The organism is Streptomyces sp. CB00316 (assembly GCF_001905595.1).
Taxonomy (GTDB): Bacteria; Actinomycetota; Actinomycetes; order Streptomycetales; family Streptomycetaceae; genus Streptomyces.
Map to the genome: position 1 here is coordinate 596,803 of NZ_LIXI01000002.1, position 17,842 is coordinate 614,644.

Here is a 17,842-nt window from a genome sequence, read left to right on the forward strand (position 1 = left end):
GCCCGGTTCCCGACCGGAGGGTGGGCAGTGTGGCTCGAGACAGGCTGTACCCCGACGCGGCGTCGACGGGGCAGGTGCGCATGAGTCTGTCCCTGCGCTTCGCCGCCGGATCGCACAAAGGCATGATCCGGGAGGGGAACGAGGACTCCGGCTACGCCGGACCCCGTCTGCTCGCCATCGCCGACGGCATGGGCGGCCAGGCGGCCGGGGAGGTCGCCAGCTCCGAGGTGATCTCCACGCTCGTCCAGCTCGACGACGACGTCCCGGGTTCGGACATCCTGACCTCCCTGGCCACCGCCGTGCAGCAGGCCAACGACCAGCTGCGCGTCATGGTCGAGGAGGACCCCCAGCTGGAGGGCATGGGCACCACGCTCACCGCCCTTCTCTGGACCGGCCAGCGGCTCGGCCTGGTGCACGTCGGCGACTCCCGCGCGTATCTGCTGCGCGACGGCGTCCTGACCCAGATCACCCAGGACCACACCTGGGTGCAGCGCCTCGTCGACGAGGGCCGCATCACCGAGGAAGAGGCCACCACCCACCCGCAGCGCTCCCTGCTGATGCGGGCGCTGGGCAGCGGCGACCACGTCGAGCCGGACCTCTCCATCCGCGAGGTCCGCGCCGGTGACCGCTATCTGATCTGCTCCGACGGCCTCTCCGGCGTGGTCTCGCACCAGACGATGGAAGAGACCCTGGCCAGCTACCAGGGCCCGCAGGAGACCATCCAGGAGCTCATCCAGCTCGCTCTGCGCGGCGGCGGCCCCGACAACATCACCTGCATCGTGGCCGACGTCCTGGACGTCGACAACAACGACACCCTGGCCGGCCGTCTCAGCGACACCCCGGTCGTCGTCGGCGCGGTCGCGGAGAACCAGGCAGTGCTGAACGACGGCGGGGCCATGCAGACCCCGGCCGGCCGCGCGGCGGGTCTCGGCCGCCCCGTCCCGCCCCCCTCGAGCGGCTTCGGCCCACCCGGTAGCGGTGACTCCGGCTACGGCTCCATGCCGGACGGCTCGTACGACTCCTACACGGACGACGACCTGGCCAAGCCGCGCGGCGGCCGTAAGTGGCTCAAGCGTTCCGTCTTCACCGTGCTGATCCTCGGCGTGATCGGCGGCGGCCTCTACGGCGGCTACCGCTGGACGCAGACCCAGTTCTACGTCGGCGCGCAGAACGAGAACGTGGCGCTGTTCCGCGGCATCAGCCAGGACCTCGCCTGGATCTCGCTCTCCAAGGTCGAGAAGAACCACCCCGAGATCGAGCTCAAGTACCTGCCGCCGTACCAGCGCAAGCAGGTCGAGGCGACGATCGCCGAGGGCAGCATCACCGACGCCCGCAAGAAGGTCGACGAGCTGGCCGCCCAGGCATCCGCCTGCAAGAAGGACGCGCAGCGCCGCGCGGCCGAGGCCGAGACTTCCGCCACTCCCCCCACCACGGGGACCAAGCCGAACACCGCGACTCCCACTCCCGGCCCCAGCCTCTCGGAGGAAGAGAAGAAGCTGGTCCCGCAGTGCGGTAAGCAGTAAGCCGTAGGGGGCCTTCAGCACCATGAGCGTTGTCACCAACACGACCACCATCGGCGCGATCGACGCACCGAGCCGCCGCAACACCGAGCTGGCGCTCGTCATCTTCGCCGTCGCCATCTCGGTGTTCGCCTACGCCAACGTGGGCCTCGCCCTCAACGGCGAGCTGCCGTCGGGCATGCTCGGCTACGGAGCGGGGCTCGCCCTGCTCGGCGGCGTCGCCCACCTCGCGGTGCGCAGGTTCGCCAAGTACGCCGACCCGCTGCTGCTGCCCTTGGCTGTACTCCTGAACGGCCTTGGACTGGCGATCATCTGGCGCCTGGACCAGTCCGAACGTTTCCAGTCCCTGAAGACCTTCGCCCCCGCTGCCTCGAAGCAGTTGCTGTTCTCGGCGATCGGCGTGGGCATGCTCGTCGCGGTCCTGGCCATTCTGAAGGACCACCGCATTCTCCAGCGCTACACGTACATCTCCATGGTCGTGGCGCTGTTCCTGCTGATCCTGCCGATGTTCTTCCCGGCGGTGAACGGCGCCAAGATCTGGATCAAGATCCCGGGGGTCGGCACGCTTCAGCCCGGCGAGTTCGCCAAGATCATCATCGCGGTGTTCTTCGCGGGCTACCTGATGGTCAAGCGGGACGCGCTGGCTCTGGCCAGTCGCCGGTTCATGGGCCTGTACCTGCCCCGAGGCCGCGACCTGGGCCCGATCCTGATGGTCTGGGCCTTCTCGATCCTGATCCTGGTCTTCGAGACCGACCTCGGTTCCTCGCTGCTCTTCTTCGGAATGTTCGTCGTGATGCTGTACGTCGCCACCGAGCGCACCAGCTGGATCGTGTTCGGTCTGCTGATGTCCGCGATCGGTGCTGTCGGTGTCGCCTCGTTCGAACCGCACGTCCAGCAGCGCGTCACCGCGTGGCTCGACCCGTTCGCGGGCTGGGGTGTGGAGCCGGCGAGCGAGCAGATGGCCAAGTCCCTGATGGCCTTCGGCTCCGGAGGCACCCTCGGGACCGGTCTCGGGCAGGGCCACTCCGACCTGATCGGCTTCGCCGCCAACTCCGACTTCATCCTCGCCACCGTCGGCGAGGAGCTGGGGCTCGCCGGGATGATGGGTGTGCTCCTCATCTACGGCCTGATCGTGGAGCGCGGGGTGCGCACCGCGCTGGCGGCCCGTGACCCGTTCGGCAAGCTCCTCGCGATCGGCCTCTCCGGGTCTTTCGCCATCCAGGTGTTCGTCGTCGCCGGCGGTGTAATGGGTCTCATCCCACTCACCGGTATGACGATGCCGTTCCTGGCGGCGGGCGGTTCCTCCGTACTGGCCAACTGGGCCCTGATCGCCATCCTGATCCGGATCAGCGACACCGCACGCCGCCCCGCTCCGACGCCCGCGCCCTCGACCGACGCGGAGATGACGCAGGTGGTCCGACCGTGAACAAGCCGCTGCGCCGGATCGCGATCTTCTGCGGAATCCTCGTCCTGGCCCTCCTGATCCGGGACAACTGGCTCCAGTACGTCCGTGCGGACGAGCTGAACAGCCACAAGTACAACCGCCGCGTCCAGATCGAGCGCTACGCCCACGAGCGCGGCGACATCATCGTGGACGGCAAGGCCATCACCGGCTCCGTCGAGACCGAGGACGGGGACTTCAAGTACAAGCGGGTCTGGAAGGACGGGCCTCTGTGGGCCCCCGTGACCGGCTACTCCTCGCAGGCCTTCGACTCCTCACAGCTGGAGAACCTCGAGGACGGCATCCTCACCGGCAACAGCGACCAGCTGTTCTTCGACCGGACGATGTCGATGTTCACCGGGGAGAAGAAGCAGGGCGGCAACGTCGTCACCACCCTCAGCGGGGCCGCCCAGAAGGCCGCGTTCAAGGGGCTCGGCGAGAAGAAGGGCGCCGTCGTCGCCCTGGACCCGCAGACCGGTGCGATCCTGGCTCTCGCGAGCACCCCGTCGTACGACCCCTCGGTCTTCGCCGGGAACTCGCTCAAGGACTCGGACGCCCGGCAGGAGCTCCTGAAGGACAAGGACAAGCCGATGCTCAACCGGGCGTTGCGCGAGACCTACCCGCCCGGCTCCACCTTCAAGGTCGTCACCGCCGCCGCCGCCCTGGAGAACGGGCTCTACGACGACATCGACGCCAAGACCGAGTCGCCGCTGCCCTGGACCCTGCCGCAGACGAACATCCCGCTGCAGAACGAGGGCAACATCCCCTGTGAGAACGCGTCGCTGCGCGAGGCCCTTCGGGTGTCGTGCAACTCCGTCTTCGGGAAGGTGAGCGACGACCTCGGCAACAAGAAGATGATCGAGCAGGCGGACAAGTTCGGCTTCAACAAGGAAGTCTTCACCCCCGTCCGCGCTGACGCGAGCATCTACCCCGAGGACAACAAGCCCCAGAACGCCATGGCCGGCATCGGCCAGGCGTCCAACCGGACCACCCCGCTCCAGATGGCCATGGTGGCCTCCGCCATCGCCAATGACGGCAAGCTGATGCAGCCGTACATGGTCGCCAAACGCCAGGCGCCCAACCTGGACGACATCTACACCGCCGAGCCCGAAGAGCTCGGCCGGGCGCTGTCCGGGGAGAACGCCCAGAAGGTCCAGCAGATGATGGAGACCGTTGTCGAGAAGGGCACGGGAACCAGAGCGCAGATCCCCGGCGTCACAGTGGGCGGCAAGACCGGTACCGCCCAGCACGGTCTGAACAACAGCGAGAAGCCGTACGCCTGGTTCATCTCGTACGCGAAGACCGACAACGGCTCCCCGGTCGCCGTCGCCGTCGTGGTCGAGGACGGCAACGCCAACCGGGACGACATCTCCGGTGGCGGGCTGGCCGCCCCGATCGCGCGCGACGTGATGAAGGCGGTCGTCGACGGCAAGCAGTGAGACCCGTCACGGCTGCCGCCCGCCCATACCGGACATCGGATACCGGTCGGATATCGGCTGACGGGTGCGGGCTGATCACGTATCGCGTGCCCGGTAGCGTATGCGCGAACAGCGCACCGCCGGACCACACACACGGGTGCGGTCAGGACTGACGGAGAGGGCTGGAACAGTTATGGAAGAGCCGCGTCGCCTCGGCGGCCGGTACGAGCTGGGCTCGGTGCTCGGCCGTGGTGGCATGGCCGAGGTCTACCTCGCCCACGACACCCGGCTCGGCCGCACCGTGGCTGTGAAGACGCTCCGGGCCGACCTGGCCCGCGACCCGTCCTTCCAGGCCCGGTTCCGCCGTGAGGCCCAGTCGGCCGCCTCGCTCAACCACCCCGCGATCGTCGCCGTCTACGACACCGGCGAGGACTACGTCGACGGGGTCTCCATCCCGTACATCGTGATGGAGTACGTCGACGGGTCGACCCTGCGGGAGCTCCTGCACTCCGGCCGCCGGTTGCTGCCCGAGCGCACGCTGGAGATGACGGTCGGCATCCTGCAGGCGCTGGAGTACTCGCACCGCGCCCAGATCGTCCACCGCGACATCAAGCCGGCCAACGTCATGCTGACGCGCACCGGCCAGGTCAAGGTCATGGACTTCGGCATCGCCCGGGCCATGGGTGACTCGGGCATGACCATGACGCAGACCGCCGCGGTCATCGGCACCGCCCAGTACCTCTCCCCGGAGCAGGCCAAGGGCGAGCAGGTGGACGCGCGCTCCGACCTGTACTCCACCGGCTGCCTGCTCTACGAGCTCCTCGCGGTCCGACCTCCGTTCGTCGGCGACTCGCCCGTCGCCGTGGCCTACCAGCACGTGCGCGAGGAGCCGCAGCCGCCGAGCAACTTCGACCCCGAGATCACGCCCGAGATGGACGCGATCGTGCTGAAGGCGCTCACCAAGGACCCGGACTACCGCTACCAGTCCGCCGACGAGATGCGGGCCGACATCGAGGCCTGCCTCGACGGCCGACCGGTCGCGGCCGCTGCGGCGATGGGCGCCGCGGGGTACGGGGGCTACGACGGCTACAACGCCGACCAGCCCACCACCGCCCTCCGTCCGGCCGACCCGAACAACGCGCCGACGTCGATGCTGCCCCCGGTCAACCCGGACGACGGCGGCTACGGCTACGACGACCGCGCGGGCCGCCGCCGCCAGCAGCCGAAGAAGAGCAACACCTCGACGATCCTGCTGGTCATCGCGGGCATCCTGGTGCTCATCGGCGCGATCCTGATCGGCCGGGCCGTCTTCAGCGACACCGGCAACGACAACCAGGTCCCCGTGCCGAACCTGGTCGGCTCCACCGTCAAGGAGGCGGAACAGCTCGCCGAGAGAGCCGGGGTCGTCCTGAAGGTCGTCGGCGAGGAGCCGTGCGAGCAGCAGGAGAAGGGCGACATCTGCTCGCAGACCCCGCAGAACGGCGAGATGGACGAGAACGGGACCGTCGAGGTCAAGGTCTCCTCCGGTGCGCCGAAGATCGAGGTGCCCGACGTCCTGGAGAAGTCCGAGGACGGCGCCCGCAAGGCCCTGGAGGACAAGGGCTTCACGGTCAACGTGACCGCGGTCGAGTCCGACAAGGCCGAGGGCACGGTGATCAAGCAGAAGCCCGACGGCGGCAGTGAGGCGGAGGACGGCTCCGAGGTGACCATCACGGTCGCCAAGAAGGAGACCCTGGACCTGCCCGACATGCGCACCCGCACCTTCGCGGCGGCGGAACAGCAGCTGCGGGGCATCGGCTTCACCAACATCTCGCGGACCGACGTCGACTCCGAAGAGCCGAAGGACACCGTCGTCGAGCAGACCCCTCAGCCCGGCAAGCACGCCAAGGACGCGCAGATCGTCCTCAAGGTATCCAAGGGCCCTCCGGAGCCGCCGGCTCCGGAGACGACCCAGGTCCCGCCGATCCAGGGCATGAAGCTCGGCGAGGCCAAGGCGAAGCTCCAGGAGGCGGGCCTCCAGGTCGGCAACGTCCAGGGGTCGCAGGACGACAAGGCCATCGTGGCCGTCGTGCAGCCGGGGGTCGGTGAGACCGTGGACAAGAACTCTGCGGTCAACATCTTCGCCACCCCGGGCGGCGGAGGGGACCAGGGCGGCGGAGGGGACCAGGGCGGCGGCGGCCTCTTCGGAGGCCCGTCGGGCAGGTAGCCCACCCGCCCGCGGGCCACGTCCGGTAGGCGAGGAAGGGCCCCGGTCACCATCCACGGTGACCGGGGCCCTTCGTCGTACCGCCGGGCGTTCGAAGCGAGCGGCTAGAGCAGCTCCACCGGCTTCGTACGGTCCTTGTCGACCTTCTCCGTACGCTCCAGCTCGCCCCAGACGATGTACCGGTACTTCGACGTGTAGACCGGGGTGCAGGTCGTCAGCGTGATGTAGCGGCCGGGCTTCTTGACGCCCGACTCCTCCGGGACCGGCTGGATCACGTCGACGTTGAACTTCGTGGTCTCGGGGAGCGACTTGTAGACCTTGTAGACGTACCAGGTGTCCTTGGTCTCGAAGACGAGCGCGTCGCCGTTCTTCAGCTTGTCGATGTTGTGGAACTTGGCGCCGTGGCCGTCCCGGTGCGCGGCCAGCGTGAAGTTGCCCTCGTCGTCCCAGGGGAGGGCGGAGGGGATCGGGTCCGTGTAGTAGCCCGCGATGCCGTTGTTCAGGGTCTTGGGATCGGTGCCCTTCTTGACCAGCACCTCGCCGTTCTTCATGGCGGGGACGTGCAGGAAGCCGATGCCGTCCTTGGTGTCCAGGGCGCCCGGCCCGTCCGCCCACTTGCTGCGGACCGTGTCGCCCTGCCTGTCGGCCTCGCGGTCGGCGAGCACGTTGGTCCACCACAGCGAGTACGCGACGAAGAGCGCGAGCACCAGGCCCGCGGTGATCAGGAGCTCCCCGAAGACACTGACGGCCGTGGCGATGGGGTGCCTGCTGGGCCGGGGCGCGGGGGGCGCGGACGCGTCGGTCCGCTCGTCGTGCTCGGTCCTCGCTGTCACCGCACCGCCTCTGTCGTGATGATGTTCAGCCCACGAGCGCCTTGGGCTTCCCCTCGCTGCGCGGCCGTTCGTCGACCATCTTGCCCCAGACGATCAGCCGGTAGGTACTCGTGAACTCCGGTGTGCAGGTGGTCAGCGTGATGTACCGGCCGGGCTCGGTGAACCCGGATCCGACCGGGACCGGTTCGATCACCGAGATGTTGGACGGCACGGTCGACGGCAGGATGCTGGTCATCTCGTACGTGTAGTACGCGTCCCTCGTCTCGACCACGATCGGGTCGCCGGGGGTGAGCTTGTTGATGTAGCGGAACGGTTCCCCGTGGGTGTTGCGGTGGCCCGCCACGGCGAAGTTGCCCTGCTTGTCCTCGGGCATCGCCGTCTTCAGCTTGCCCTCGCCGTAGTGGCCGAGCATGCCCCGGTCGAGGACCTTCTCCTTGTTGATGCCCTCGGCGACCGGGACGACGACGTCCAGTTTGGGGATGTGCATGATCGCGAAGCCCTGCCCCGGCGCGAACACCCCGGGCTTGCCCGCCTCGTTGGCCCACTCCTCCTGGATCTTGTTCGTCTCCTTGCCGGCGATCTGCTCGGCCCGGACGTTGGTCCACCAGAGCTGGTAGGTGACGAACAGCAGCATCAGGACGCCCAGCGAGATGAAGATCTCGCCGACGGCCCGGCTGGCGACCACGGCCGGACTGTCCTTGGCCGCCTTCGCCGCGCGCCGCGCCTCCATCCGGGACATGGGGGCGGAGGGCGTCGCCGCCGCCGGGGCGGTACGGCGACTGCCGCTCCCCTTGGCCGCCCGGCGCCGCTCGGCCCGCCCTCCGGTGACCGGCTCGGCCGACTCGGACCGTTCAGCCGGGTCGGACCGTGCGGACCGTTCGTACGGCTCCGTCACTATTCGGCGGGTGTCCGCGGTCCGCAGCCCCAGTGTCTCGTCGGCCGGAGCCACTGCGGGAGCCACTGCCGGGGCCACTGCGGGAGAGGACACAGGAGAAGGCACAGGGGGCGGCGCGGGAGAAGGCGCGGCAGGGGGCACAGGGGCCTGCTGGGAGCCGTACCAGTCCCGTCGGTACCCCTCGGGGTCGTACCACTCGCCCGGGTCCCCCTGCGGCTGCTGAGCCCCCCCGTACGCCGGCGTCGGCGGCACAACCCCCTCCAGCGGCGCCGCGTCCTGCAGCCCGCCGGCCGGGGCCTGCTGGACGGCCTCGCTCCGGAACCACGGGGAGGCGTGCTGCCCGGGCAGCGGACCGTTGAGCGGGTCGGGCAGCGGACCCTGGAGCGGACCCGGCAGGGGATCGTTGAGCGGGTCGGGCAGCGGACCCGGCAGCGGATCGTTGAGCGGGTCCGCGAGCCCGTCCACCGCCGCGACAAACGCGCCCTCGGCCCCGTACGTACCCTGCGCGTACGGGCCCTGAAGGCCGGTGCCGTCCTCGGGGCGGGTGGTCACGCCGCGGCCTTGCCCACCACCGGCGCGAGCCCCGCCGACCGCGCGACGGCCCCTTGGTCGCCGCACTGCTCCAGCCAGTTGGCGAGCATCAGGTGGCCGTACTCGGTGAGCACCGACTCGGGGTGGAACTGCACGCCCTCCACGGCCCGGTCCCGGTGACGCAGCCCCATGATGATGCCGTCCGCCGTGCGGGCCGTGACCTCCAGCTCCGGTGGCAGCGCGCCCGGTTCGGCGGCGAGCGAGTGGTAGCGGGTCGCGGTGAAGGGGGAGGGCAGCCCGGCGAAGACGCCCTTGCCCTCGTGGTCCACGGGCGAGGTCTTGCCGTGCAGCAGCTCGGGGGCGCGGTCGACGACACCGCCGTACGCGACGGCCATGGACTGCATCCCCAGGCAGACGCCGAAGACCGGAACGCCGGTGTCCGCGCAGTGTCGCACCATCTCCACGCAGACCCCGGCCTGCTCGGGCGTGCCGGGGCCGGGAGAGAGCAGGACGCCGTCGAAGCCGTCCTGGGCGTGGGCGGTGGTCACCTCGTCGTTGCGCAGCACCTCGCACTCGGCGCCGAGTTGGTAGAGGTACTGGACGAGGTTGAAGACGAAGCTGTCGTAGTTGTCCACGACGAGGATGCGTGCGCTCACTGCCCGGCTCCTGCCCCACCGGCGCTCGCGCCGTCGACGGTCACTTCACCGAACGGGAGCAGCGGCTCCGCCCAGGGGAAGACGTACTGGAACAGCGCGTAGACGACCGCCAGAACCAGCACGAGCGCGATGACGCCACGCACCCATGCGTTGCCCGGCAGATGCCGCCAGATCCAGCCGTACATGCTGACCCCTCCATTCGGTACCCGCACCAGACTAGAGTGCCGCGGCCGAGGCGTGGGTCAGCTGGGGAAAAGCGCGGGTCAACCGGTGAGGGCCGGCGGTCTGCCCTCGCTCACCGGCCGCGTCGCGTCCAGGTGCGCCCAGGCGATCAGCCGGTGGCTGCTGCCCCACTCGGGCTCGCACGTGGTGAGCGTCAGATAGCGGCCGGGCCCCTCGAAGCCGGAGCGGCGGGGGACGGGGTCGACGACGGCGGTGTCGGTGGGCACGGTCCGGTAGGGCTCCTTGGCGACGCGGTACGTGAACCAGGTCGTGCCGTCGTTGACGATCACCGCGTCCCCGGGGCGCAGCCGGGGGAAGTCCTTGAAGGGGTCTCCGTACGTCCGGCGGTGCCCGGCGACCGCGAAGTTTCCCCTCTCGCCCGGGCGGGCGGTGCCGCTGTAGTGGCCGAGACCCTTCTGCAAGGTCCTGGCCTCGGTGTTCTCCAGGACGGGCCACTCCCAGCCGGAGCCGAAGCGGGGGATGTGCAGCGTCGCGAAGGGCTTTCCGTCGCGGTACGGGGACGGGGAGGGGCCGGGGGAAAGGGCCACGGGCTCCTGGGCCCAGCGGCTGTGGAGCGTCTCGATCTCGCCCTCGGCCGCGTCGGTGGCCTTGACCCCCGTCCACAGCAGGACGTAGGCGACGAACAGGACGATCAGGGCGCCCACGGTGATGCACAGTTCACTGAAGGTTCTGACGACGAGCCGTACGGACAGCACCGAGCCCTGCGACCGCGCCGATCGCACCGACGGTCGTGACGACACCGGACGGCCTCCCCGGGGGATCAGCCCGGGTTCACTCCACAGGCTTGGCGTAGTGGAGGTCCACTGTGCCCGAGTAGCCGGGAAGAGTCACCGCGTCGTCCTCGTCGACTTTCCAGCCCAGCCCGTACGCCTTCACGTACAGCCGGTAGTTCTGGATCGCCGTGGAGTTGTCGAGCGCCTGCTTGAGCTTGCCGGGGTCGCCCACGGCGGTGACCTTGTACGGCGGGGAGTAGACGCGGCCCTGGAGGATCAGGGTGTTGCCGACACAGCGGACCGCGCTGGTGGAGATCAGCCGCTGGTCCATCACCTGGATCCCGCGCGCCCCGCCCTGCCAGAGGGCGTTCACCACGGCCTGGAGGTCCTGCTGGTGGATGACCAGGTCGTTGGGCTGGGGCTCGGGGTAGCCGGGGTTGGCGGTGGCGTCGGGGGGCGCGTCGTTCAGGGTGACGCTGACGGCGTCGCCGGTGATCTTCGTGGTGCCGGCCGCCTTCTCCAGGGCCTTCAGCTTGGCGTCCTCGGCCTCGGTGGAGCCGTCGTCGCGCTGGGCGAGCGCGTCGACGTCCGCCCGCGCGGAGGCGACCGAGTCGTTCAGTTCGGCGTTGTTCTCGCTGCGTTCCTTGATCAGGTCGGAGAGCTTGAGCAGGGAGGAGTCACTGCGCAGATTGGTGCCCTTGGCCGTGTTGGCGCTGGTGACGAAGATCAGTCCGGCCAGGGCGAAAACAGCAGCGGTGAGCACCCGGGCCGCCCACACGGAGGTGTGCCGGACCGGGCCTTCGGGAGAGTCGGCAGGATTGCTCAACGTACCCTTATCTCATCGGGCGCCATGGAAGCACTACGCTAACGGACGCCCGGGGGAGGCAGCATGCCCCCTGGCATCCCCGCCCCGGCGCCCGCCACAGATCCCTGCGCGGTCACGCAGCGCATCGACAGGAGAGTCCCTCGTGCCGAAGTCACGTATCCGCAAGAAGGCCGACTTCTCGCCGCCCCCGGCGAAGCAGGCAACCGCTATAAAGCTGACCAACCGCAGCTGGGTCGCTCCGGTGATGCTGGCCCTGTTCCTCATCGGCCTGGCCTGGATCGTGGTGTTCTACGTGACCGAAGGCGATCTGCCGATCGACGCCCTGGGCAACTGGAACATCGTCGTGGGGTTCGGCTTCATCGCCGGTGGCTTCGCCGTCTCCACACAGTGGAAGTAGCGCGCCCTCACGCAAGCCTTGCCCTGAGTTACCCACAGAGTTATCCACAGCCGGGGGAAAAGGTCAGACGATCTGTGGATAACCTGCACCCAAGTTGACGCCGGTGTGACTGCAGCCTCCCTCCCCGAGGGGGGCTGCAGCTCGTTTACCAGCAGGAAAAACCCAGCTCAGTGACGGTGGGCACAGATGTTCCCCTTGCCATGCACAAGATCCCGCCCTCACTGTGGACAACTGGGGTCTGCCCTGGGGGCAGACTCCCCCTTCCCGCTCCTATGAGCGCCGCATACGCGGCTCAGCTCAGGGACATCGTGCGCGCCACGATGATCGCCACCGACGCCAGCAGCACCAGCGCACAGGTCCCGGCCTGCACGGCCGTACGGCGCTCGCGCGGCGCGTGCACCAGCCCTACCGCGATCAGGACGCCCGCGACGAGACCGCCGACATGGGCCTCCCACGCGATCCCGCCCATGGTGAAGGTGAAGACCAGGTTCAGCGCCAGCAGGATCAGCACCGGGCGCATGTCGTAGTTCATCCGGCGTATCAGGACCGCGGTGGCGCCCAGCAGGCCGAAGATCGCACCGGAGGCGCCGAGCGACGGCTGGTTCGGCGCGGCGACCAGATAGGTCAGGGCGCTGCCCGCGAGGCCCGAGAGCAGATAGAGCGCGAGATAGCGGACGCGGCCGAGCGCGGCCTCCAGCGGTCCGCCGAGCCACCACAGACCCAGCATGTTGAACCCGATGTGCCATACCTCCTGGTGCAGGAACATCGAGGTCACCAGGCGATACCACTGGCCCTCGGCGATGCCCTCGACCGACCCCGGCGGCGGCGTAGGATCCCAGGCCCGGCCGAGCAGCACCAGATCCTCGAGCAGGGATTCGGGGGCGGCCGCGACCAGCACGAAGACCAAGAGGTTGATGCCGAGCAGGATCTTGGTGACCAGCCGCGGATCGGCGGCCACGGTGCCGCCGGCCAGCGTGCGGGGCATGCTCGCGGCCGGGTGGTGGCCGGTGCCCGAGCCCTGGCGTACGCAGTCGGGGCACTGGAAGCCGACGGAGGCGCTGACCATGCACTCGGTGCAGATCGGCCGCTCGCAGCGCGTGCAGCTGATCCCGGTCTCCCGGTCGGGGTGCCGGTAGCACGTCGGCACGGTCTCCCCGCCCTCCGGTACGCCCCGGCCCGCCGGCGGCTGCTGGTCCATCGGTCCTGGCCTGCCTCTCGGTCTCACCCCGGGGCACCGCACGCACGGCCGCCCCGCTGGTCCGCTATGTAACAGTACGGACGGGCAGGGCGGTTGGTTCCCGTACGGCTGCCGCCGCACCCGCCGCGGGCCGCCGGGGTGCGCCGGTCAGCGGGTCTCGACGACGACCGACTCGATGACCACGTCCTGCACCGGGCGGTCGGTACGCGGGTTGGTCGGAGTGGCCGCGATGGCGTCGACGACCTTGCGGCCCGCCTCGTCGGCGACCTCGCCGAAGATGGTGTGCTTGCCGGTCAGCCAGGCGGTGGGCGAGACGGTCAGGAAGAACTGCGAGCCGTTGGTCCCCGGGCCCGCGTTGGCCATGGCCAGCAGGTACGGCTTGGTGAAGGCCAGCTCCGGATGGAACTCGTCGGGGAACTTGTAGCCCGGGCCGCCCGTGCCGTTGCCCAGCGGGTCGCCGCCCTGGATCATGAACCCGCTGATGACCCGGTGGAAGACGGTGCCGTCGTACAGCCGGTCCGTGGACTTCGCGCCGGTCTCGGGGTTGGTCCACTCGCGCTGTCCGGTGGCCAGCTCGACGAAGTTCCTGACCGTCCTGGGGGCGTGGTTCGGCAGTAGCCGGATCTCGATGTCGCCCTGGCTGGTCTTCAAGGTGGCGTAAAGCTCCTCGGCCACGATCTGCCTTCCGTAATCCTTCGCTGACGTCCGCCGATCCTCCCACGTACCGGGAAATGTAGGGCCGGATGCCTGGCGGAACGGCGCGTTAAGCGCCGAACCATGGCATTGTCGTCGGCACACTTCACTTGCACTGTTTTACCGACTTGAACTGTTTTGACGGAAACAGCGATCATGACCCGGATGCCCGTCCTGAGTGCCGGTCATGGCCGCGACAGGCATGATTTCGCATGGGGCGGACAGGCGGAGTACCTACCCGCCACCAAGGAGGAGGATCCCGTGACCCGCATCGACAGCGTGCGCGCCGCAACCGACTCGGCCAGGGACAGCGCGCAGCACGCCGCGGAAGTGGTGGCGCCGTACGCCGACACGGCCAAGAAGCAGGCTGCGCATTACGCGCACGAGGCCCGTGTCCAGCTCGCGCCCAAGGTGACCAAGGCCGCCAAGCAGGCCCGAGTCCAGTACGAGTCCCATCTCGCACCGCGTCTCGAACAGGCCCTGACCCATGTGCCGCCGAAGGTCGACGAGGCCGCGCAGCGTGCGGCGCACTCGACCCGGAAGGCCGCCCGGACCGCCGCCGACTACACCGCGCCGCGCGTCGAGCACGCCAGGGCGGTGGCCGTGCCGGTCGCCGAGCAGGCGACCGCCCGGAGCGCCGCCGCACTGGCCGCACTGCGGAGCAACGTCACGGCCAAGGAGATCCAGAAGCTGGCCCGCAAGCACGAGCGGCGGGAGAGGGCCGGCCGGGCGACCAAGGGGCTTCTGGTGCTGGGCATCGTCGCCGGCGGGGCCTATGCCGCATGGCGCTGGTGGGACAAGCAGGCCAACCCCGACTGGCTGGTCGAGCCGCCCGTCGCCACCGAGGTGGGCGACGACCGCTCGCCGCTGAACTCGGTCGACGGCAGCGGCCAGGCCGTGCTCGACCCGGAGGTCAAGGCCAAGCAGGCCGAGGCCGAGGCCGACGGGGGCACCCCGGGCCTCGACGACCGCCCCTGAGGGCGCCGACCTCGTATCCGCATCCAGAAGAAGAGAACGCCGGTCCCCCGCAGGCCTTCACCGGCCCTGGGGGGCCGGCGTTCTCGTGGCGCCTGCGGCCCGGCCCCCGAGCACTCCAGGCGGTCACCGCCCCTCGCCCACAGCCTGCCGATGGACGGGTGACACACTGAGCCACGAGGGGCCGGCGCAGGCGCCGGCGTCCCCGCCCTCACGAAAGGTCCTTCCTGTGGAGCGCATCCCCCGGCCGCGGGCCGTCCTCGCGGCGGCGGCCTCCGCACTGGCCGCCGGTGTCCTGGTGTCGTGCGGGGCAAACTCCCCGGGGGAAGGCGTCACCTCCGCACCGCACGCCGGCGACGCGGCCTGCAAGCATCTCGCCGACCGCTACCCGGACCGCCTCGGCGGCCTGGAGCTGACGTTCACCGACCGTCCCGGAGTCGCGGTCTGGGGCGAGAACACGATCGTGCTCCGCTGCGGTGTCGAGCTGCCCGTACCGACCCTCGACCCGTGCGCGACCGTCGAGGGCGTGGACTGGGTCTTCCGCGAGGACCGCTCGAAGGGCGGCGGGAAGGTGGTCGTCACCTACGGCCGCGACCCGGCCGTGGAGGCCGTGGTCTCCGACGGCGTAGCCGCCGTGGACGACGTCCTGGTCGACCTGTCCGCACTGGTCGAGCCCGTGAAGACGTACACGAAGTGCATCAACCTCGACGACGTGCAGCCTCCGTCGCCCTCCGCATGACGCCGCTGGTCAGGCAGTATGCGGGGGAGGCACACCGCCCGGCGGGAAGACCGCCGTGCCGACCGCTTTGCTTCTGCTCAGCGACTTCACCGTGAGGGCCGGTCCGACGTCCTGACCGGTCCACGGATCCACCGATCCGCCGGCCCACCGATCGTCGGCCCGCGACGAACCCGCGATCTTCGGTCCGCGACGCGGAACACCCCCTGCCCGGCGTTTCCGTCGGTCAGGGGGTGTTCGTCGATGTGGAGCCTAGGAGATTCGAACTCCTGACATCTGCCTTGCAAAGGCAGCGCTCTACCAACTGAGCTAAGGCCCCGAAACACAGCAAACAAGGACAACGCCGAAACACGTCCGTGCCATGGCAACCATCCGGGACAAGAGTACCGGGTGCTCCACCCCATCTTGCAAAAGGATAGGGGCTCCCGGTGGACGACCACGCTCCGTAAGATGCTCGACAAGGTTCGCAGCAGCGAAGCCGCAGCGAAGGGGAGACGCAATGGACGCAGCGCAGCAAGAGGCGACGGCAAGAGCCAGAGAGCTTCAGCGCAGTTGGTACGGGGAGCCGCTGGGGGCGCTCTTCCGTCGGCTGATCGACGATCTCGGCCTGAACCAGGCACGACTTGCCGCGGTTCTCGGACTGTCCGCCCCGATGCTCTCCCAGCTGATGAGCGGCCAGCGGGCCAAGATCGGCAACCCGGCGGTCGTCCAGCGCGTCCAGGCACTTCAGGAGCTGTCGAGCCAGGTCGCGGACGGGAGCGTCAGCGCGGGCGAGGCCACCGACCGGATGGAAGAGATCAAGAAGTCGCAGGGCGGGTCCGTCCTGACCGGCACAGGCCAGACCACGTCGACCGGCGGCGCTCCCACCGTCCGCCGCGTGGTGCGCGAGATCCAGTCCCTGCTGAGGTCGGTCTCGGCTGCCGGCGACATCATCGATGCCGCCGACGCCCTCGCCCCGACCCACCCGGAACTGGCAGAGTTCCTCCGGGTGTACGGAGCCGGCCGCACCGCGGACGCGGTCGCGCACTACGAGGGACACCAGAGCTAGCGGCTCGGGATCACGACGGCACGACCGTACGACGACGGCGCCAGGGCCTCGCACAGCCGGGGTCCCTGGTCCCCGCAGAGCCGCCGCGGCCACAACAGGAAACGGGAGCGGGCACAGCGCAATGGGTGAGGTCTTCGCTGGTCGGTACGAGCTGATCGATCCGATCGGACGTGGTGGGGTCGGCGCCGTCTGGCGGGCCTGGGACCAACGGCGCCGCAGGTACGTCGCGGCCAAGGTCCTGCAGCAGAGCGACGCGCACACGCTGTTGCGCTTCGTCCGCGAGCAGGCACTGCGCATCGAGCACCCGCATGTCCTCGCCCCGGCCAGCTGGGCCGCCGACGACGACAAGGTCCTGTTCACCATGGACCTGGTGAGAGGCGGGTCACTCGCCCATGTCATAGGCGACTACGGCCCGTTGCCGCCTCGCTTCGTCTGCCTGCTCCTGGACCAGCTGCTGTCCGGGCTCTCCACGGTGCACGCCGAAGGAGTGGTGCACCGCGATATCAAGCCGGCCAACATCCTCATGGAGGCGACCGGAACGGGCCGCCCGCATCTGCGCCTCTCCGACTTCGGCATCTCGATGCGCAAGGGCGAGCCCCGGCTGACCGAGACCAACTACGTGGTCGGCACGCCCGGTTATTTCGCCCCCGAGCAGATGATGGGCGCCGAGCCCGACTTCCCCGCGGACCTCTTCGCGGTCGGCCTGGTCGCCCTCTACCTTCTCCAGGGCCGGAAGCCCGACTCCCAGGCGCTGGTCGAGCACTTCGCCGCCCACGGCACCCCGGGTGCCCCCGACGGCATCCCCGAGCCGCTCTGGCAGGTGCTCGCCGGGCTGCTGCAGCCGGACCCGCAGGCCAGGTTCCGTACGGCGACGGGTGCGCGCAAGGCCCTGACCGCGGCGGTCGAGATGCTGCCCGAGCCCGGTCCGGACGACGAGCCGGTGGAGGTGTTCGACCAGATCGGGCCGCTGCCCGCGGGGTTCGGCCCCGACGGCCCCGTAAAGGCGCCTCAGGCATCCGGGGCACCACAGCCGCCCGTACCGCCGCCCCCGCCCGTCTCCATGTCGGAGACCGGCAGCTTCCACCTGGCGCCCCCGCCCCAACAGCAGCCTCAACCGCAGCCGCAGCAACCCCAGTTCCACCAGCCCTCGTCCACGTCCACCCCCACGCCACCACCGGCCCCGCTGCCCGCCCAGCCCGCCGCCCCGTCGCCTTCCCCATACTCCGTCGGAGCCCCGGACCCCTCCCAGGCGCCGACCTCCGGCGTTCCGTACGACGCCTCGGCCACCCGCCCCTACACCTCCCAGCAGCAGAACCAGCCACACCACCAGCAGCAGCCCCTCGCGGCCCGCGCTCCGGCGCACGCCCCCACGACCTCCCCCGACCCCGCACCCGTTCCCCTACGGCTGACGCGGCCGGGACCGCCCCCGAGGGTGGCGGTCCCGGTTCTGGTGGTGGCGCTGATCTGCTTCGCGGTCGGCATCTGGGCGCTCACCCAGATGTGACGGGCCCTC

At 69.8% G+C, this 17,842-nt stretch carries 17 protein-coding genes and 1 tRNA gene; 9 read left to right on the forward strand and 9 right to left on the reverse strand.

Annotation, left to right across the window (positions count from 1 at the left end):
- Positions 1–80 precede the first annotated feature (80 nt).
- From AMK21_RS06720 to pknB, 4 genes are all read left to right on the forward strand, one after another.
- Complete coding sequence (locus AMK21_RS06720; protein WP_073875124.1) at positions 81–1,523, forward strand: Stp1/IreP family PP2C-type Ser/Thr phosphatase; 1,443 nt, start codon at positions 81–83, stop codon at positions 1,521–1,523.
- Between the two features lie 22 nt (positions 1,524–1,545).
- Positions 1,546–2,946, forward strand: coding sequence for an FtsW/RodA/SpoVE family cell cycle protein (locus tag AMK21_RS06725; RefSeq protein WP_073875126.1), 1,401 nt, complete (start codon positions 1,546–1,548; stop codon positions 2,944–2,946).
- A complete protein-coding gene (locus AMK21_RS06730) occupies positions 2,943–4,400 on the forward strand; it encodes a peptidoglycan D,D-transpeptidase FtsI family protein (RefSeq protein ID WP_073875128.1) in 1,458 nt (485 codons plus the stop codon). The genes AMK21_RS06725 and AMK21_RS06730 overlap by 4 nt, the downstream gene beginning before the upstream one ends.
- Positions 4,401–4,572: 172 nt before the next feature.
- Positions 4,573–6,585, forward strand: coding sequence for a Stk1 family PASTA domain-containing Ser/Thr kinase (gene pknB / locus AMK21_RS06735; RefSeq protein ID WP_073875130.1), 2,013 nt, complete (start codon positions 4,573–4,575; stop codon positions 6,583–6,585).
- Between the two features lie 104 nt (positions 6,586–6,689).
- Here the strand turns inward: pknB and AMK21_RS06740 are convergent, their stop codons facing one another.
- The 6 genes from AMK21_RS06740 to AMK21_RS06765 all read right to left on the reverse strand — a co-directional run bounded on the left by AMK21_RS06740 (position 6,690) and on the right by AMK21_RS06765 (position 11,282).
- Entirely contained in the window at positions 6,690–7,418 is a 729-nt protein-coding gene (locus AMK21_RS06740) for a class E sortase (RefSeq protein WP_030563108.1), read from the reverse strand.
- Positions 7,419–7,443: 25 nt separating this feature from the next.
- Positions 7,444–8,865, reverse strand: coding sequence for a class E sortase (locus AMK21_RS06745; RefSeq protein WP_073875132.1), 1,422 nt, complete (start codon positions 8,863–8,865; stop codon positions 7,444–7,446).
- Positions 8,862–9,500, reverse strand: a complete 639-nt coding sequence (locus AMK21_RS06750) for an aminodeoxychorismate/anthranilate synthase component II (RefSeq protein ID WP_073875134.1) — start codon at positions 9,498–9,500, stop codon at positions 8,862–8,864. The genes AMK21_RS06745 and AMK21_RS06750 overlap by 4 nt, the downstream gene beginning before the upstream one ends.
- Positions 9,497–9,685 (reverse strand): hypothetical protein, encoded by a 189-nt coding sequence (locus AMK21_RS06755; RefSeq protein WP_018513898.1) that lies wholly within the window; start codon positions 9,683–9,685, stop codon positions 9,497–9,499. The genes AMK21_RS06750 and AMK21_RS06755 overlap by 4 nt, the downstream gene beginning before the upstream one ends.
- Before the next feature lie 78 nt (positions 9,686–9,763).
- Entirely contained in the window at positions 9,764–10,435 is a 672-nt protein-coding gene (locus AMK21_RS06760; RefSeq protein WP_073875634.1) for a class E sortase, read from the reverse strand.
- 79 nt (positions 10,436–10,514) lie between these two features.
- The gene (locus AMK21_RS06765) at positions 10,515–11,282 is read right to left on the reverse strand and encodes a DUF881 domain-containing protein (protein WP_234421847.1); all 768 of its coding nucleotides are present in this window, start codon (positions 11,280–11,282) and stop codon (positions 10,515–10,517) included.
- Positions 11,283–11,424: 142 nt separating this feature from the next.
- Between AMK21_RS06765 and crgA the strand changes: the two genes are divergently transcribed.
- Positions 11,425–11,679, forward strand: a complete 255-nt coding sequence (crgA, locus tag AMK21_RS06770; protein WP_073875136.1) for a cell division protein CrgA — start codon at positions 11,425–11,427, stop codon at positions 11,677–11,679.
- 292 nt (positions 11,680–11,971) lie between these two features.
- Here the strand turns inward: crgA and AMK21_RS06775 are convergent, their stop codons facing one another.
- The gene (locus AMK21_RS06775; RefSeq protein ID WP_073875138.1) at positions 11,972–12,877 is read right to left on the reverse strand and encodes a rhomboid family intramembrane serine protease; all 906 of its coding nucleotides are present in this window, start codon (positions 12,875–12,877) and stop codon (positions 11,972–11,974) included.
- A 147-nt stretch (positions 12,878–13,024) separates the two neighbouring features.
- The gene (locus tag AMK21_RS06780; RefSeq protein WP_073875140.1) at positions 13,025–13,552 is read right to left on the reverse strand and encodes a peptidylprolyl isomerase; all 528 of its coding nucleotides are present in this window, start codon (positions 13,550–13,552) and stop codon (positions 13,025–13,027) included.
- A gap of 279 nt (positions 13,553–13,831) precedes the next feature.
- Between AMK21_RS06780 and AMK21_RS06785 the strand changes: the two genes are divergently transcribed.
- Positions 13,832–14,548, forward strand: coding sequence for a DUF5324 family protein (locus tag AMK21_RS06785; RefSeq protein ID WP_073875142.1), 717 nt, complete (start codon positions 13,832–13,834; stop codon positions 14,546–14,548).
- A gap of 226 nt (positions 14,549–14,774) precedes the next feature.
- Positions 14,775–15,284: a DUF3515 family protein gene (locus tag AMK21_RS06790; protein ID WP_073875144.1), complete on the forward strand. Its 510-nt coding sequence runs from the start codon at positions 14,775–14,777 to the stop codon at positions 15,282–15,284.
- A 243-nt stretch (positions 15,285–15,527) separates the two neighbouring features.
- Here AMK21_RS06790 and AMK21_RS06795 read toward each other — a convergent pair.
- A tRNA-Ala gene (locus AMK21_RS06795) sits at positions 15,528–15,600 on the reverse strand.
- Positions 15,601–15,780: 180 nt separating this feature from the next.
- Between AMK21_RS06795 and AMK21_RS06800 the strand changes: the two genes are divergently transcribed.
- Both AMK21_RS06800 and AMK21_RS06805 read left to right on the forward strand, forming a co-directional pair.
- On the forward strand, positions 15,781–16,329 hold the full coding sequence (locus tag AMK21_RS06800; protein WP_073875146.1) for a helix-turn-helix domain-containing protein: 549 nt from the start codon (positions 15,781–15,783) through the stop codon (positions 16,327–16,329).
- A gap of 121 nt (positions 16,330–16,450) precedes the next feature.
- Positions 16,451–17,833 carry a serine/threonine-protein kinase gene (locus AMK21_RS06805; protein ID WP_073875148.1) on the forward strand — a complete coding sequence of 461 codons (1,383 nt, stop codon included), beginning with the start codon at positions 16,451–16,453 and terminating at the stop codon, positions 17,831–17,833.
- The last annotated feature ends 9 nt before the right edge of the window (positions 17,834–17,842 follow it).

Coding starts and splice junctions, on each gene's coding strand:
- AMK21_RS06720 (WP_073875124.1), top strand. CDS start 81: ATGAGTCTGTCCCTGCGCTTCGCCGCCGGATCGCACAAAGGCATGATC.
- AMK21_RS06725 (WP_073875126.1), top strand. CDS start 1,546: ATGAGCGTTGTCACCAACACGACCACCATCGGCGCGATCGACGCACCG.
- pknB (WP_073875130.1), top strand. CDS start 4,573: ATGGAAGAGCCGCGTCGCCTCGGCGGCCGGTACGAGCTGGGCTCGGTG.
- AMK21_RS06755 (WP_018513898.1), bottom strand. CDS start 9,685: ATGTACGGCTGGATCTGGCGGCATCTGCCGGGCAACGCATGGGTGCGT.
- AMK21_RS06775 (WP_073875138.1), bottom strand. CDS start 12,877: ATGGACCAGCAGCCGCCGGCGGGCCGGGGCGTACCGGAGGGCGGGGAG.
- AMK21_RS06800 (WP_073875146.1), top strand. CDS start 15,781: ATGGACGCAGCGCAGCAAGAGGCGACGGCAAGAGCCAGAGAGCTTCAG.
- AMK21_RS06805 (WP_073875148.1), top strand. CDS start 16,451: ATGGGTGAGGTCTTCGCTGGTCGGTACGAGCTGATCGATCCGATCGGA.